The organism is Listeria monocytogenes, from assembly GCF_041765605.1.
Lineage (GTDB): Bacteria > Bacillota > Bacilli > Lactobacillales > Listeriaceae > Listeria > Listeria monocytogenes_D.
On the sequence record NZ_CP168900.1, the window covers coordinates 1,724,340 to 1,738,711 of the forward strand.

Here is a 14,372-nt window from a genome sequence, read left to right on the forward strand (position 1 = left end):
TTTCAAATAAAATCTTATGCTTCAGTAGTTTCTTCTGTAGCTTTTTCTTCTACAGGAGCAACTTCCGCTTCCGTTAACTCTTCCCCTTGGTTCACTTCAATGATAGCGTCAGCCATTTTAGCAGTTAAAAGTTTAACCGCGCGGATAGCGTCATCATTTGCAGGGATTACGTAGTCGATTTCATCCGGATCACAGTTTGTATCAACAATACCGATGATAGGAATATGAAGTTTACGAGCTTCTGCAACCGCAATACGTTCTTTGCGTGGGTCAACGATGAATAATGCATCAGGAAGACCTTTCATGTCTTTGATTCCGCCTAAGAAGCGTTCTAATTTTTCTTGTTCTTTTTTAAGAAGGACAACTTCTTTTTTAGGAAGGACTTCAAAAGTTCCATCTGCTTCCATTCTTTCGATTTTTTTAAGGTGTTGAATACGTTTTTGAATAGTTTCAAAGTTAGTTAAAGTACCACCTAACCAACGATGATTCACGAAATATTGTCCAGAACGGATAGCTTCGTCGCGAACGGATTCTTGAGCTTGTTTTTTAGTTCCTACGAACAGGATAGTTCCGTTGTCGCTAGCTACTTCACGCATGAAGTTGAAAGCTTCGTCTACTTTTTTCACTGTTTTTTGTAGGTCAATGATATAAATACCATTTCTTTCTGTGAAGATATATTTCTTCATTTTTGGGTTCCAACGGCGAGTTTGGTGGCCGAAGTGAACTCCTGCTTCGAGTAATTGTTTCATTGAAATAACAGGCATGTGTTATTCCCTCCTATTGGTTTATTTTTTGCGGATTAACCGCCCTCCGCATGGATCAACCAGCTGAAAAACTTAAGCGAACAAGTCGTTAAGCACCTTCTCAGTCTGTCACCGTGCGTGTGTGATTTAACACCGTTTCCTAATATACCATAAAAACAGGAAATATGCAACCCGTGGTACATATCTTCTTTCTTCTATAACTAATTTTTTTCAACAATCATTTCAAGCTTTTCGGCTAAATTAAGAACAGCATGTTTTTTTATTCTTTTAAATTGCGCAATTTCATAAGGTATTTCCATCATTGTTATAATATCTTTTTGTTTATCGATATAACATTTAATTAAAATAAAGCGATGTAGTGCTTTCATATCATTTAATATTCCCATGTAAAATTGAACTAAGTGACCTATAGGAGTCAAACTTATTTTATTGCCTGTTAACACTTTTATTTCTATTAATCCGTCTGTATTGAGCTTTATTTTATTTTTAGAACCTAGCAGAAAAACCAAATATTGAAATTCATCAAAAAAACTTTTTATGTTTTGTACTGTTTTAATGTAATCTATATTGTTTTTCGTCGTTGACACCCCGTTTTACTTTAATACTATCAAAACGGATTCATTATTTGTTATGCTAACTGCGTAAAAAAGCTTCGAAATTAGTAATAAAACTAATTTCGAAGCTTCTCTAATCAATTCGCAACAATATTTACAAGTTTCCCTGGAACGACAATCACTTTACGGATTGTTTTGCCTTCTAGGTTTTCTTTCATTTTGTTGTCTTCTTGTGCAATTTTTTCTAGTTCTTCTTTTCCTAGAGATTTGGCAACAGTGATTTTGCTTTTTACTTTGCCGTTTACTTGAAGTACGATTTCTACTTCATCTTCTACTAGTTTTGTTTCGTCGTATGTTGGCCAAGCTACATAGCTGATTGTTTCGGTGTGACCTAGGATTTCCCATAATTCTTCTGCAAGGTGTGGTGCGATTGGTGACAAGAGTTGAACGAAACCTTCGACATATTGTTTTGGAATCGTATCTTGTTTATATGCTTCATTGATGAAAATCATCAGTTGCGAAATCCCGGTATTGAAACGCAGGTTTTCGTAATGGTTCGTAACTGTTTTCACCATATGATGATACGCTTTTTCTAAGTTAGCATTCGCATCAGTTGTCACTTTTTCAGCGAGTGTGCCTTCTTCAGTTACTAGCAAGCGCCAGATACGGTCTAGGAATTTGCGTGCACCTTCCAGTCCATTTTCGTTCCATGCAATCGAAGCTTCTAGTGGTCCCATGAACATTTCGTACAAGCGAAGTGTGTCTGCGCCGTATTTTTCTACTACTTCATCAGGGTTAACAACATTACCTCTTGATTTGGACATTTTTTCGTTATTTTCGCCAAGAATCATACCTTGGTTAAATAGTTTTTGGAAAGGTTCTTTTGTTGGAACTACGCCAATATCATACAAGAATTTATGCCAGAAACGTGCGTAAAGAAGGTGAAGCACTGCATGCTCTGCTCCGCCGATATAAACGTCAACTGGAAGCCATTCTGCTAGTTTTTCTTTGTCAGCAATTGCTTCGCTGTTTTTTGGATCGATATAACGCAAGAAATACCAGCTTGATCCAGCCCATTGTGGCATCGTATTTGTTTCGCGACGACCTTTTCGACCGTTTTCGTCTGTTACGTTTACCCAGTCATGCAAGTTGGCAAGTGGTGATTCGCCTGTTCCTGATGGTTTGATTTCTGTTGCTTTTGGCAGAAGTAGTGGTAGTTCGTCTTCTGGTACAAGCGTTGTTTCCCCATCTTCCCAGTGAATAACTGGAATTGGCTCGCCCCAGTAACGCTGTCTGCTGAACAACCAGTCGCGCAAACGATACGTGATTTTACGGCTACCGATGCCTTCTTTTTCTAGCCAATCAATCGCAGCGGTAATCGCTTCGGCTTTAGCTAGTCCGTTCAAGAAATCAGAGTTAATATGTGGTCCATCGCCAGTGAATGCTTCTTTTGTCACGTCGCCGCCTTCAAGAACAGGACGAATATTCAAACCAAATTGTTGCGCAAATTCAAAGTCGCGTTCATCGTGGGCTGGTACGGCCATAATTGCACCTGTTCCATATTGAATCAACACGTAGTCCGCAATCCAAATTGGCACTTCTTCACCGTTGATTGGATTAATCGCGTAAGCTCCTGTGAAGACACCTGTTTTATCTTTTGCAAGGTCAGTTCTTTCCAGTTCGCTTTTAAGTTCTACTTGTTTTTTATAAGCTTCAACTGCTTCTTTTTGTTCTGGTGTTGTGATTTTTTCGATAAGTTCGTGTTCTGGTGCAAAAACGGTATATGTTGCGCCAAAAAGTGTATCCGGACGTGTGGTAAAGACATTAAACGTTTCATCGCTATCTTTAATTTTAAAAGTAACTTCTGCGCCTTCTGAACGACCAATCCAGTTACGTTGCATATCTTTAATATTTTCAGGCCAATCCACTAGATCAAGATCATCTAGCAAACGATCTGCGTACGCGGTAATTTTAAGCATCCATTGACGCATTGGTTTGCGGAAAACGGGGAAGCCACCGCGTTCACTTTTGCCATCGATAACTTCTTCATTGGCTAAAACTGTACCAAGTGCCGGACACCAGTTTACAGCGATTTCGGCTTCATAAGCTAAGCCATTTTCATATAGTTTTTCAAAAATCCACTGTGTCCATTTATAATATTCAGGATCTGTTGTATTGATTTCACGATCCCAATCGTAGGAAAAACCAAGTGATTTAATTTGGCGAGTAAAGTTTGCAATATTAAGTGCGGTAAATTCTTCTGGGTCATTTCCAGTATCAATCGCATATTGTTCTGCTGGAAGACCAAAAGCATCCCAACCGATTGGATGAAGTACGTTCTTTCCTTGCATTCGTTTCATACGAGATAAAATATCTGTTGCTGTATAACCTTCTGGATGTCCTACGTGAAGACCTGCTCCAGATGGGTAAGGAAACATATCTAGTGCATAGAAGTTTTCTTTATTTTTATCTTCTGTTGTTTTGAAAGTGTTATGTTCACTCCAATATTGTTGCCATTTCGGTTCCATTTTTTTGTGATTAAATGTCACTTTACTCATCCTCTTTTCCTTAAAATATCGAATTTTGGCTACAAAAAAATCCCTACATCCCAACGGCTTATCGCCATGGGACGAGAGATGCTTCTCCCGCGGTACCACCCACATTAGTGTTTGACCACTCAACTTATCAATTCCTTAACGCGGAAAACGGGGATACACCCAAGCTCCATGGTAAGTTCATCCAGATTTTGTGACTGACTTGCACCAACCGTCAGCTCTCTTCACATCAAAATTAGCGGATTACTACTCCAATTCATCGCTTTTTCGCAAAATTCATTAGCTTTATTGTAGCTGAATTTCATTTTTTTAGCAAGCGCTCTGAAGATTTATCTAACTTTCCTAACAAAATGTGCTAAAATGAATGGAGAATTTCATTTGAAGGAGTCTAAAACTAGTGAAACAAACGAATCCATTTGTATATAGTAATGATAATAAAAGATATCATACATGGAACTACTGCTTAAGAGAAGAATTTGGGCAAAAGACATACAAAGTGGCGCTTGATGGCGGCTTTGATTGTCCAAATCGTGACGGTACTGTAGCGCATGGTGGTTGTACATTTTGTAGTGCGGCTGGTTCTGGGGACTTCGCTGGCGACCGGGCGCTTGATTTAAAAATACAATTCCAGCAAGTTCGCGACAAAATGCAAACGAAATGGAAAGACGGGAAATGTATCGCTTATTTCCAAGCTTTCACGAATACACATGCACCGGTTGCCGAATTGCGCGAAAAATTTGAAACAGTTTTGAATGAGCCGGGTGTGGTTGGACTTTCGATTGCGACACGGCCTGACTGTTTGCCAGATGATGTCGTGGAGTATTTGGCTGAATTAAATGAACGTACTTATTTATGGCTGGAGCTTGGATTGCAATCTGCTCATGATGAGACTGGCCGCTTAATCAACCGGGCGCATGACTATGATTGTTATTTAGAAGGCGTGCGCAAACTGCAAAAGCACAATATCCGGATTTGTACCCACATTATTAACGGGCTTCCAAAAGAAACACCGGAAATGATGATGGAAACAACGCGGAAAGTAGTCGAAAGTGGCGTGGATGGAATCAAAATCCATTTGCTTCATTTATTAAAAGGAACGCCAATGGTAGAAGATTATAAAAAAGGTGACTTAGAATTTTTAACTCGGGATGGCTATGTAAACTTAGTAGCTGATCAACTAGAGATCTTACCGCCTGAGATGGTTATTCACCGGATTACTGGTGACGGCGGCGTAGATGATTTAATTGGCCCTGTTTGGAGTTTAAATAAGTTTGAAGTGTTGAATGCGATTGATGCAGAACTTGTTCGAAGAGATAGCTGGCAAGGGAAACACTATCAACCTGTGGAAGTGATTTCTGAATGAATTTAAGAGGCATTCTCCCCTTCGCTCACGATACGCTACGAAAAGTAGTTCGTCCTGGTGATTATGTGATTGACGCCACTTGTGGTAATGGACACGATACGCTTTTATTAGCGGAACTTGTTGGTATTAATGGGCATGTACTTGGATTTGATATCCAACAAGTGGCTGTTGATGCGACGAAGGCTCGTTTAGAAAATGCGGGTGTTTCTTCGCAAGTGGAACTCGTTTGCGCTAGCCATGCACGTATCCCTGTGTACACATCCAGACCTGTTCGCGCCGCTATTTTTAATCTTGGATATTTACCAGGTGGCGACAAAGAAATTACAACAACCGCTGATTCGACGCTAGAAAGCATTGGTCATTTAATGCAGCTGCTCGAAGTTGGTGGCGTCATTATTCTCGTTATATATCACGGCCACCCCGCTGGAAAACTGGAAAAAGATGCTGTTGTGACTTTTTGTGAAGCAATCCCACAACAAGATTTCCACGTTTTATCTTATCAATTTATTAATCAAAAAAATGATGCGCCATTTGTCATTGTCATCGAAAAAAGAAAACCTAGACAAAGCTAGTAATTAGCCTGTCTAGGTTTTCTTTTTATTTTCCAAAGTCGTATTTGTCTGCTACGTATACATCGTACCAAATCATGAAAATAACAACTGTCCAGATTTTACGACTGTAGTCGAATTTACCGGCACAGTGATCGTCTAGTAAGTCTAGCACGTATTGTTTGTTAATTAAATGATCGGTTGGTGATTCTTTAATGATATTTTTAACCCAAGCGTTCATTTCGTCTTTTAACCAGTGACGAATTGGTACTGGGAATCCTAGTTTACGACGATTAAGTACATGTTCTGGTACAAATGTTGCTGCCGCTTTACGTAAGATATATTTAGTAGTTCCGTTGGTTGTTTTCATTGTATCTGGAATATTTCTTGCCACATTGTACACTTCTTTATCAAGGAAAGGTACACGGACTTCCAGTGAATTAGCCATTGTCATGCGGTCAGCTTTTAAGAGAATATCGCCACGAAGCCACGTATGAATATCAATATACTGCATTCTTTCTACAGGATGATAATTCGTTGTTTCCGCATAAAATGGATCTGTAATGTTCGTATAATCATGTCCAGCTTGGTATTTGGGAAGTAAAATTTGTTTTTCTTTTTCCGTGAACATTTTCGCGTTTCCGATATAGCGTTCTTCCATCGGAGTAGTTCCACGTTCTAAGAAACTTTTACCACGCATACCTTCTGGCATAATACGCGCCACGCTATTTAACATTGATTTAAATACGCCTGGCATTTTGTTAAACATCGCAAGGGAATTTGGTTCGTTATAAATGTTATAACCACCGAAAAGTTCATCTGCCCCCTCACCGGACAATGCAACCGTTACTTGTTTGCGCGCTTCTCTTGATAAGAAGTAAAGCGGAATAGCAGCCGGATCAGCAAGTGGATCATCCATATGCCAAACAATTTTTGGTAATTCTTTCATATATTCTTCCGGTGAAATAACATAACTAATGTTTTCTACGCCAAGTTTGTCTGCTGTTTCTTTTGCGACATCGATTTCACTGAAACCATCGCGTTCAAAACCAACAGAGAATGTTTTAATTGCTGGATGATATTCTTTAGCAATCGCAGCAATAATCGATGAATCAATACCACCGGATAGGAATGAACCAACTGGTACATCAGAGCGCATATGCATTTTTACAGAATCGTACATTACGTCACGCACTTCTTTAATCCATGCGTCTTCTGATTTAGTTACTGGTGCAAAAGATGCTTTCCAATAAGTAGTAATTTCCATTGGTTGACCAATTTTCTTCGTGAACTGATGTCCTGGTTCTAAACGTTTTACATTTTTAGTTAAGGAATCTGGTTCTGGAACGAATTGATAAGTCATATAGTTTTGTAATGAAACTTCATCTAATTCTTTTTCTTTTAAAGCATGTAAAATGGATTTCTTTTCAGAACCCATGAACAATTTGCCGTCTTCTTCTGCATAGAAAAATGGTTTAATGCCAAATGGGTCGCGTGCGCCGTAAACAAGTTCTTCTTGTTTATCCCAAATAACGAAACCAAACATCCCACGAAGACGTTCTGCTGTTTTTTCTTTGTATTTCGCATATGTAGCGATAATTACTTCGGTATCACTTTCGGTTTCAAATGTCATTCCTTCAGCAACTAATTGCTCGCGGAGTTCCACATAGTTATAAACTTCTCCATTAAAAATAATCCAGTAACGTTCATTTTCATACGTTAACGGTTGATGACCGTTTTCTACATCAATAATACTTAAACGGCGGAAACCAAACTGCACGTGATCATCTGTGAAGTATCCTTCATCATCTGGCCCACGGTGCGTAATCATACTATTCATTTGTCTAAAGGTTTCTTTATCAGCGCCAGTAATTTCTGTAATGCGGTCATGTACGCATCCTACAAATCCACACATGGTAACATTTCTCCTCTATATAGATAATCATTTTATCTTTTTTTCACAACGTCTATCATATCATAACTAGACTTTCTTTGCACTGTTTAGGAAAGAAAAAAACCGAACATTTCTGAGATGAAATGCTCGGTTAGACTTATTTTACGATTAATTTTTTTAACGCTTCTGCTTTATCCGTTCTTTCCCAAGGTAAATCAAGATCGCTACGGCCAAAATGACCAAAGGCAGCTGTTTGACGATAAATTGGGCGACGCAGGTCTAGCATATGAATGATGCCAGCAGGACGTAAATCAAATAATTCATTTACACCGTCGATTAATTCTTGTTCGGAATAATCACTTGTCCCGTACGTGTCGATAGAGATAGAAACTGGACGAGCAACGCCAATCGCATAAGCAACTTGTACTTCTACTTTTTTAGCAAGTCCTGCAGCAACGATATTTTTGGCAACATATCTTGCAGCATAAGCGCCAGAACGGTCTACTTTGGTCGGATCTTTTCCAGAGAAAGCTCCCCCACCATGACGTGCATAACCGCCGTACGTATCCACGATAATTTTACGACCCGTTAAGCCCGCATCACCAAGTGGCCCACCAATAACAAAACGGCCAGTCGGATTAATGAAGTATTTAGTATCCTCATCTAAGAAAGAAGCATCAATTACTTCTGGGAAAAGGTACGTGTGCAAGTCTTTCGCGATTTGCTCTTGCGTAATATCCGGATGATGTTGCGTCGAAACAACAATTGTATCAATCCGAACTGGTTGATTAAATTCATCGTATTCTACCGTTACTTGTGTTTTCGCATCGGGACGCAAGTAGTCTAATTTATTTGTTTTACGTAATTCTGTTAACTTACGTGCTAAGCCATGTGCTAAAAAGATTGGCAGTGGCATTAATTCTTCTGTTTCATCTGTTGCAAAACCGAACATTAATCCTTGGTCTCCCGCTCCGATTGCTTCAATAGCCGCATCGATTTCCTTACCACTTCTTGATTCTAGTGCTTCGTCGACTCCTTGCGCAATATCTGGGGATTGTTCATCAATCGCTGTTAAAACGGCACATGTTTCTGCATCAAAACCATATTTTGCCCGCGTATAACCGATTTCTTTAATTGTATCGCGAACGATTTTAGGAATATCTACATAAACAGATGTCGTAATCTCACCTGCTACTAATACTAAACCAGTTGTCACGGTAGTTTCACAAGCTACACGAGCATCCGGATCCTTTGAAATAATTGCATCTAAAATTGCATCAGATATTTGATCTGCAATTTTATCTGGATGTCCATCAGAAACCGATTCTGATGTAAATAGATGACGGTTTTTAGCCAATTTTATTTTCCTCCTTCAATTCTCTCCAAATACGTCTCATATAAAAAGCCTCTCTCTATTTTGCACAAAACGCGCACGAATAGAGAAAGGCTATAATTATACCTTTGCTCTCATCGTTCAGAAGATAATACTCCTGCAACAGATTAGCACCTTTCACTTATATGTGTAGGTTGCTGGGCTTCAAAGGGTCAGTCCCTCTACCGCTCTGGATAAGAGATAAATTTTAATTCTAAGATAGAATAACATAAACTGGTGCCAGATGCAATAATAATTCGGTTTTGTGTTATGATAAAATAGTCATCTATCGGCTAAAATCAGCTGAAAATTAGCGTTCATTATTTTTTCACTTATCATTATTTGTAACCTGTGGTATGATAGATGGATAAAAAAGATGTTTTACTTAACTAAAGGAGATTGTATTTATGAGTTTAATTCCGCTATCCTTGATTATTTTTCTTGGTTTTTTAGCAGTTGTCTGTTTATTTGATTTTGTTTTTCGTTTATATTGGTTTAAATATTTCTTAGCAACAATGGGATTGATTGCAAGTGGTGTGGTATTTTTCATCAGCTTTTACGGTGGTGGAATGTCCCAAACAGAAATAGCAATTGCTATTTTTATCGGTGCATTTGGTGAATATGTTGTATCCCTTATCATTAGCTTAGTTCGATTTATTTCCAGAAAATCAAAGAAGCCTAAACAAAAGAAAAAAGCTAAAACAGCCTAAAAAGCTAGCGACAATCATGTCGCTAGCTTTTTTTATTTGATTAAGTGAAATGCTTGTTTAATAATTTCAGCCGAATTCGTAAAGTTTGTTTGTTCTTCTTTACTTAACTTTGGTTCTAAAACATTGATAACCCCTGATGCGCCTATTAGCGTTGGTTGTCCGATGTACGTATTTGTTTTTTCGGAAAATACAGCTAATGGAAAAACTTGTTTAGCATCTGTTAAAATCGCATCGACAATTCCCGCTGTGGCTGTAGCTATTCCAAAACTCGTCCAGCCTTTGCCCGTTAAAATATTCCAACCACCACCACGAACTGCATCTTTTAATGCTGGTAAATCAAGTGGTATGGTTGTTTTATAATCCTTGATGCTTACCCCGCCAATTTTCACCGTAGACCAAGCAACGAATTGTGATTCACCATGCTCGCCAAGAACGTATCCTTCCACACTCTTTGGATTAATATGTAATGCTTCTCCTACTACTCGTCTCATTCTTGCTGTATCAAGTGATGTTCCCGTCCCAAATACTCGTGAATGATCAAACCCAGATAATTTCTGAATAAGCATCGTAATCACATCACACGGATTCGTAATATTCACAAAAATCCCTTTAAATCCCGATGCGATAATTTTCGGTACAATCTCAGCCACCGACCGACTTGTTTCAACGAGTTCTTCCATACGATCCTCGCGCAGTAACGTTTCTGGGCCAACAGCCATAACAATGATATCGGCATCACCTAGTGCGCTCCAGTCATTCGAAGTTATTGTAGTATACGAATTCGTCATCGAAGCCATATCGCGCAGTTCTAACGCTTCACTTTCTGCTTTAGTTTCGATTTTATCTATTAACACAATTTCATCACAAATCCCTTGAGTTACAAGGGAAAAAGCCGCGTCGCTCCCAACATGACCAGTGCCAATTATTCCAACCTTCCGTTTCAAAAAATCCCCTCCACAATTAATTACTTGAATTTAATGCGATTAGTTCATATTTAATGATGGTTTTATTATTTTCCCACACAAGTTTACGAGGGATTGCTTCTCCAAGCGTTTCGCCCTCTTTTGTTTTACGTACTGCGATTGGCACATCAATCGGATAAATACGATAACCTAATTTTTCCAGTTCAAAGAAATTATCAGAGATTCGCTTTTCTTTTCCTTTTGTTACAATCATTGTGTTTACCTCTAGTGGCATACCCAATTTTCCCACCTCCAGTTTCTTTAATCATAGCAGAGATTGCCCCTATTTGACTAGTTTTTATCATTTAAGATTCGCTCGGCTTGTTGCACAATTTGGACCATTCCAGCATCTCGCATAAAAAAGCTAAAAGCCGGTTGTAAAATGAATTGGCTTAACTCACCTTGAATAATGACAGGGCCTTTCGTTTCAAGGTAATCAGCTAGTGATTCAATTGAAATAACACGCGCCGCATAAACCCGTTTAGTAAACGTTCGTTCCTCTGATTCGACCAAATAATCAGCTACAAAATGGAGTTCATCACTAATTCCGCCCGTCTCTTCCATGAGCTCGCGTTTCGCTGCGTCTAAATTTGTTTCTCCTGGTTCACCTTTTCCACCAGGAAATTCAAGCCCACGAATTTTGTGTTCGGTAAAAAGCCAACCTTCCTCTGTTTTAGGTATAACGAGCACATCATCCGGATTATTTTCCTGTGCTTCAAAATAGACGGTTACTTTGTTTCCAAGTGTATCTTTATAAATAAACAAAAACTCACTTCCTTTTCTTTTTTCAAAAATGTGGTAAGCTGTATGTAAGCTGAAATTTAGAGGATGAATATCAATGAAAAAAATTCTTATCGGAGGAATCCGACTTTATCAAAAATATATTTCGCGTTTCACTCCGGCTACTTGTCGTTTTTATCCAACTTGTTCTGCCTATGGAATCGAAGCGATACAGACACATGGCGCCTTAAAAGGTAGTTACCTTGCGATTAGACGTATTTCTAAATGCCACCCTTTTCATAAAGGCGGACTAGATTTTGTGCCACCCAAAAAAGATAAGAATGCTGATTCCGAGCATTCCTGTAAAGCTCACCATCACCATTAATCATATCATGAATCGGTTTTTGCCGGTTCATTTTTTTCTTGCTTTTTAAGACAGAATAAGGTATTATCAAATTCGGACTATAAATCGTAATTGCTACGATTCGTATATTATTTAAACAAGAATTATTTCGATTTAGAGGAGTGAAAAGATTGAGAAAAAAGTATCTTATTGCTTTAACTGTGCTATTTTCGGCATTACTCATACTTACTGGCTGTTCAGATGAGAGCGATACAAAAGCGACAAAGAGTGATCAATTAACTGTTTATATAACTGTTTACCCTTTGCAGTATTTAACAGAACAAATCGGCGGTGAGTATGTAGATGTTCATAGCATTTATCCACCAGGTTCTGATGCCCATAGCTTCGAACCAACTCAAAAAGATATGATGAAAATTGCCGATAGTGATTTATTCTTCTATATCGGACTTGGTATGGAGGGATTTGTAGATAAAGCGGAAAAAACACTCGCGAATGAACATGTCTCTTTCGTCCCTACCGCTGAAAAATTAGACTTGCCAAAAGATCCAGATGCCGCAGAAGAACATGACCACGAAAGCGAAGAAGAACACGAACATGGCGATATTAACCCGCACGTATGGTTAAATCCTGTATACATGGAACAAATGGCAACAGTTGTAAAAGATAAATTAATCAAAGAAATGCCCGATCAAAAAGAAACTTTCGAAAAAAATTACCAGGCTGTCGAAGAAAAATTGAAAAAGCTAGATCAAGATTTCCGCACAGTTACAAAGGAAGCAAAACAAAAAGACTTCGTGACAGCACATGCAGCCTATAGCTACTGGGAAACAGAATATGGTCTGCACCAAATTCCTATTGCTGGTGTATCAACAAGTGATGAACCTTCTCAAAAGAAATTAAAATCTATCGTTGAAAAAATCGAAGCAGAGAAAATCCCATATATTATGTTAGAACAAAACACTAACTCAAAAATAGCAGATGTTATTCAACAAGAAACAAATACAAAAACACTGACACTCCACAATTTAGAAACACTTACGCAAAAAGACATAGACCAAAAGCGTGATTATCTTTCCATAATGAACGATAATTTAAAAGCATTAAAAGAAAGTCTTAATTATTAAAAAAGAAAGGCGCTCTATTTACTTAGAGTGCCTTTCTTTTAATTTATTGCGTTGAATTTTACCAGATGCTGTTTTAGGTAGATTTTCGACAATCGTAATTTGTTTAGGAATTTTATAACTAGCTAAGTTTGTTTGGCAGATGCGGCGTAATTCATCCTCATCAAATGTTTCTGCGACAACGATAAAAGCGACAGGAACACTCCCCCATTTATCGTCAGTTTTACCGACAACAGCCACTTCTTTCACGCCCTCATACTCGGAAATGACATGTTCTATTTCAGTAGGATAAATGTTCTCTCCTCCCGAAATAATCAAATCAGAACGACGCTCTAACACAAATAAAAAGCCTTCTTCATCCAAATAGCCAATATCACCAGTTTTGAACCAACCATCCACAAACGAAGCTTCTGTCGCTTTTTTATTATGTAAATATCCAGGTGTAATCGATGGTCCTTTTAGTAAAATTTCTCCGTCATCCGCAATTTTCACTTCTGCTGGAAATAACGCTTTACCTGAAGAACCAATTTTATTTAAGGCATCTTTTGGTGGTAAAGTAACGATTTGTGAAGCTGTTTCTGTCATCCCGAATGACTGCACTAAGGGAATATCACGCTGTTTGCAAATTTCCAAAACAGCTTTACTAGCGGGTCCGCCGCCCAGTAAAACGGTTCGAACGTTGGGATGATAACTGCCGCCGTGTATTTTCAACAAGCGTTCCAGCATAGAAGTCACGACCGAAATCGTAGAAATTTTACCACTTTCAAGCAATTGCGTAATTTTTTCTTCATCGAAATGCTCTTCCAAATATACGGGAATTCCGTAAATCACCGAACGCATCATAATGGATAAACCACTAATATGAAAAATCGGCACAGCACAGAGCCAGCTATCTTTCTCGGTTAAACCTAAATTCAGCACCGAAGCAACAGCACTCCACCAGTGATTTTCGTAAGTTTGCACAACACCTTTTGGTTTCCCTGTTGTCCCTGATGTATACATAACGGAAGCCGCGCGAGATAAGTCCCATGTTTCTAACAACGCTGGCGCTTCATAATCCGTTTCTGCCAAAGTAGCATAACTAATTCCAGTGGCTACCTTATCTACTAACGAATCCGCTACAATCACGTGTTTTACCTCAGCGTTTGCGAGTTGAAACGCTATCTCTTTTTTCGTCAAACGATTATTCAGAAATAAAGTGACCGCACCAAGTTGTTGCAGCGCATGAATGAGCAAAAACGTCATTCGATCATTCTTTCCAAGCAAAGCAATCATCTCGTCTTTTCTAATGCCTAACGCGAATAATTTACCTGCAATTTGCTCTACTGCTTCACTTATTTCTTCAAATGTTTCTTCTTTTCCTTCAAAAACGAGCGCGGTCTCTTTAGGAGAAAGCCGCACTCGTTTTTGAAGCCAGTTTGTCATGTCCATTTTTACACCTTCAA

At 38.7% G+C, this 14,372-nt stretch carries 14 protein-coding genes, 1 riboswitch and 1 other annotated feature; of the genes, 5 read left to right on the forward strand and 9 right to left on the reverse strand.

The window, feature by feature from the left end; all coding sequences use genetic code 11:
- Positions 1-14 precede the first annotated feature (14 nt).
- The 3 genes from rpsB to leuS form a co-directional block, all read right to left on the reverse strand.
- A complete protein-coding gene (rpsB, locus tag AB2Q86_RS08775; protein WP_003723971.1) occupies positions 15-764 on the reverse strand; it encodes a 30S ribosomal protein S2 in 750 nt (249 codons plus the stop codon).
- A gap of 200 nt (positions 765-964) precedes the next feature.
- Complete coding sequence (locus tag AB2Q86_RS08780) at positions 965-1,351, reverse strand: ArpU family phage packaging/lysis transcriptional regulator (protein ID WP_012581212.1); 387 nt, start codon at positions 1,349-1,351, stop codon at positions 965-967.
- A gap of 104 nt (positions 1,352-1,455) precedes the next feature.
- Positions 1,456-3,867 (reverse strand): leucine--tRNA ligase, encoded by a 2,412-nt coding sequence (gene leuS / locus AB2Q86_RS08785; RefSeq protein WP_012581211.1) that lies wholly within the window; start codon positions 3,865-3,867, stop codon positions 1,456-1,458.
- 73 nt (positions 3,868-3,940) lie between these two features.
- Positions 3,941-4,142, reverse strand: a binding site (T-box leader).
- Positions 4,143-4,270: 128 nt separating this feature from the next.
- On the opposite strand from leuS, the gene AB2Q86_RS08790 reads away from it, so the two are divergent.
- Positions 4,271-5,236 (forward strand): TIGR01212 family radical SAM protein, encoded by a 966-nt coding sequence (locus AB2Q86_RS08790; protein WP_012581210.1) that lies wholly within the window; start codon positions 4,271-4,273, stop codon positions 5,234-5,236.
- Positions 5,233-5,808 (forward strand): class I SAM-dependent methyltransferase, encoded by a 576-nt coding sequence (locus AB2Q86_RS08795; RefSeq protein WP_012581209.1) that lies wholly within the window; start codon positions 5,233-5,235, stop codon positions 5,806-5,808. The genes AB2Q86_RS08790 and AB2Q86_RS08795 overlap by 4 nt, the downstream gene beginning before the upstream one ends.
- Positions 5,809-5,833: 25 nt before the next feature.
- Here AB2Q86_RS08795 and asnB read toward each other — a convergent pair whose 3' ends face one another.
- Entirely contained in the window at positions 5,834-7,699 is a 1,866-nt protein-coding gene (gene asnB, locus AB2Q86_RS08800; RefSeq protein WP_003729690.1) for an asparagine synthase (glutamine-hydrolyzing), read from the reverse strand.
- Positions 7,700-7,835: 136 nt separating this feature from the next.
- On the reverse strand, positions 7,836-9,035 hold the full coding sequence (gene metK / locus AB2Q86_RS08805; protein ID WP_003727328.1) for a methionine adenosyltransferase: 1,200 nt from the start codon (positions 9,033-9,035) through the stop codon (positions 7,836-7,838).
- A 107-nt stretch (positions 9,036-9,142) separates the two neighbouring features.
- Positions 9,143-9,251, reverse strand: a riboswitch (SAM riboswitch).
- A gap of 206 nt (positions 9,252-9,457) precedes the next feature.
- Between metK and AB2Q86_RS08810 the strand changes: the two genes are divergently transcribed.
- A complete protein-coding gene (locus AB2Q86_RS08810) occupies positions 9,458-9,760 on the forward strand; it encodes a hypothetical protein (RefSeq protein ID WP_003729692.1) in 303 nt (100 codons plus the stop codon).
- Positions 9,761-9,792: 32 nt separating this feature from the next.
- Here AB2Q86_RS08810 and AB2Q86_RS08815 read toward each other — a convergent pair whose 3' ends face one another.
- Genes AB2Q86_RS08815 through ytkD form a run of 3 tightly spaced genes read right to left on the reverse strand, consistent with a single transcriptional unit; the run spans position 9,793 to position 11,487 of the window.
- Positions 9,793-10,704: an L-lactate dehydrogenase gene (locus tag AB2Q86_RS08815; RefSeq protein WP_012581208.1), complete on the reverse strand. Its 912-nt coding sequence runs from the start codon at positions 10,702-10,704 to the stop codon at positions 9,793-9,795.
- A 16-nt stretch (positions 10,705-10,720) separates the two neighbouring features.
- Positions 10,721-10,963 carry a DUF2584 domain-containing protein gene (locus tag AB2Q86_RS08820; protein WP_003727325.1) on the reverse strand — a complete coding sequence of 81 codons (243 nt, stop codon included), beginning with the start codon at positions 10,961-10,963 and terminating at the stop codon, positions 10,721-10,723.
- 50 nt (positions 10,964-11,013) lie between these two features.
- Positions 11,014-11,487 carry an RNA deprotection pyrophosphohydrolase gene (gene ytkD / locus AB2Q86_RS08825; RefSeq protein WP_012581207.1) on the reverse strand — a complete coding sequence of 158 codons (474 nt, stop codon included), beginning with the start codon at positions 11,485-11,487 and terminating at the stop codon, positions 11,014-11,016.
- 73 nt (positions 11,488-11,560) lie between these two features.
- On the opposite strand from ytkD, the gene yidD reads away from it, so the two are divergent.
- Both yidD and AB2Q86_RS08835 read left to right on the forward strand, forming a co-directional pair.
- Entirely contained in the window at positions 11,561-11,827 is a 267-nt protein-coding gene (yidD, locus tag AB2Q86_RS08830) for a membrane protein insertion efficiency factor YidD (protein ID WP_012581206.1), read from the forward strand.
- A 149-nt stretch (positions 11,828-11,976) separates the two neighbouring features.
- Positions 11,977-12,930, forward strand: a complete 954-nt coding sequence (locus tag AB2Q86_RS08835) for a metal ABC transporter substrate-binding protein (protein ID WP_012581205.1) — start codon at positions 11,977-11,979, stop codon at positions 12,928-12,930.
- Between the two features lie 18 nt (positions 12,931-12,948).
- Here the strand turns inward: AB2Q86_RS08835 and AB2Q86_RS08840 are convergent, their stop codons facing one another.
- A complete protein-coding gene (locus AB2Q86_RS08840) occupies positions 12,949-14,358 on the reverse strand; it encodes an o-succinylbenzoate--CoA ligase (RefSeq protein ID WP_012581204.1) in 1,410 nt (469 codons plus the stop codon).
- Positions 14,359-14,372: the final 14 nt, after the last annotated feature.

Excerpts from the sequence above, each read along its gene's own strand:
- rpsB (WP_003723971.1), bottom strand. The coding sequence starts at position 764 with ATGCCTGTTATTTCAATGAAACAATTACTCGAAGCAGGAGTTCACTTC.
- AB2Q86_RS08795 (WP_012581209.1), top strand. The coding sequence starts at position 5,233 with ATGAATTTAAGAGGCATTCTCCCCTTCGCTCACGATACGCTACGAAAA.
- asnB (WP_003729690.1), bottom strand. The coding sequence starts at position 7,699 with ATGTGTGGATTTGTAGGATGCGTACATGACCGCATTACAGAAATTACT.
- AB2Q86_RS08810 (WP_003729692.1), top strand. The coding sequence starts at position 9,458 with ATGAGTTTAATTCCGCTATCCTTGATTATTTTTCTTGGTTTTTTAGCA.
- yidD (WP_012581206.1), top strand. The coding sequence starts at position 11,561 with ATGAAAAAAATTCTTATCGGAGGAATCCGACTTTATCAAAAATATATT.
- AB2Q86_RS08840 (WP_012581204.1), bottom strand. The coding sequence starts at position 14,358 with ATGGACATGACAAACTGGCTTCAAAAACGAGTGCGGCTTTCTCCTAAA.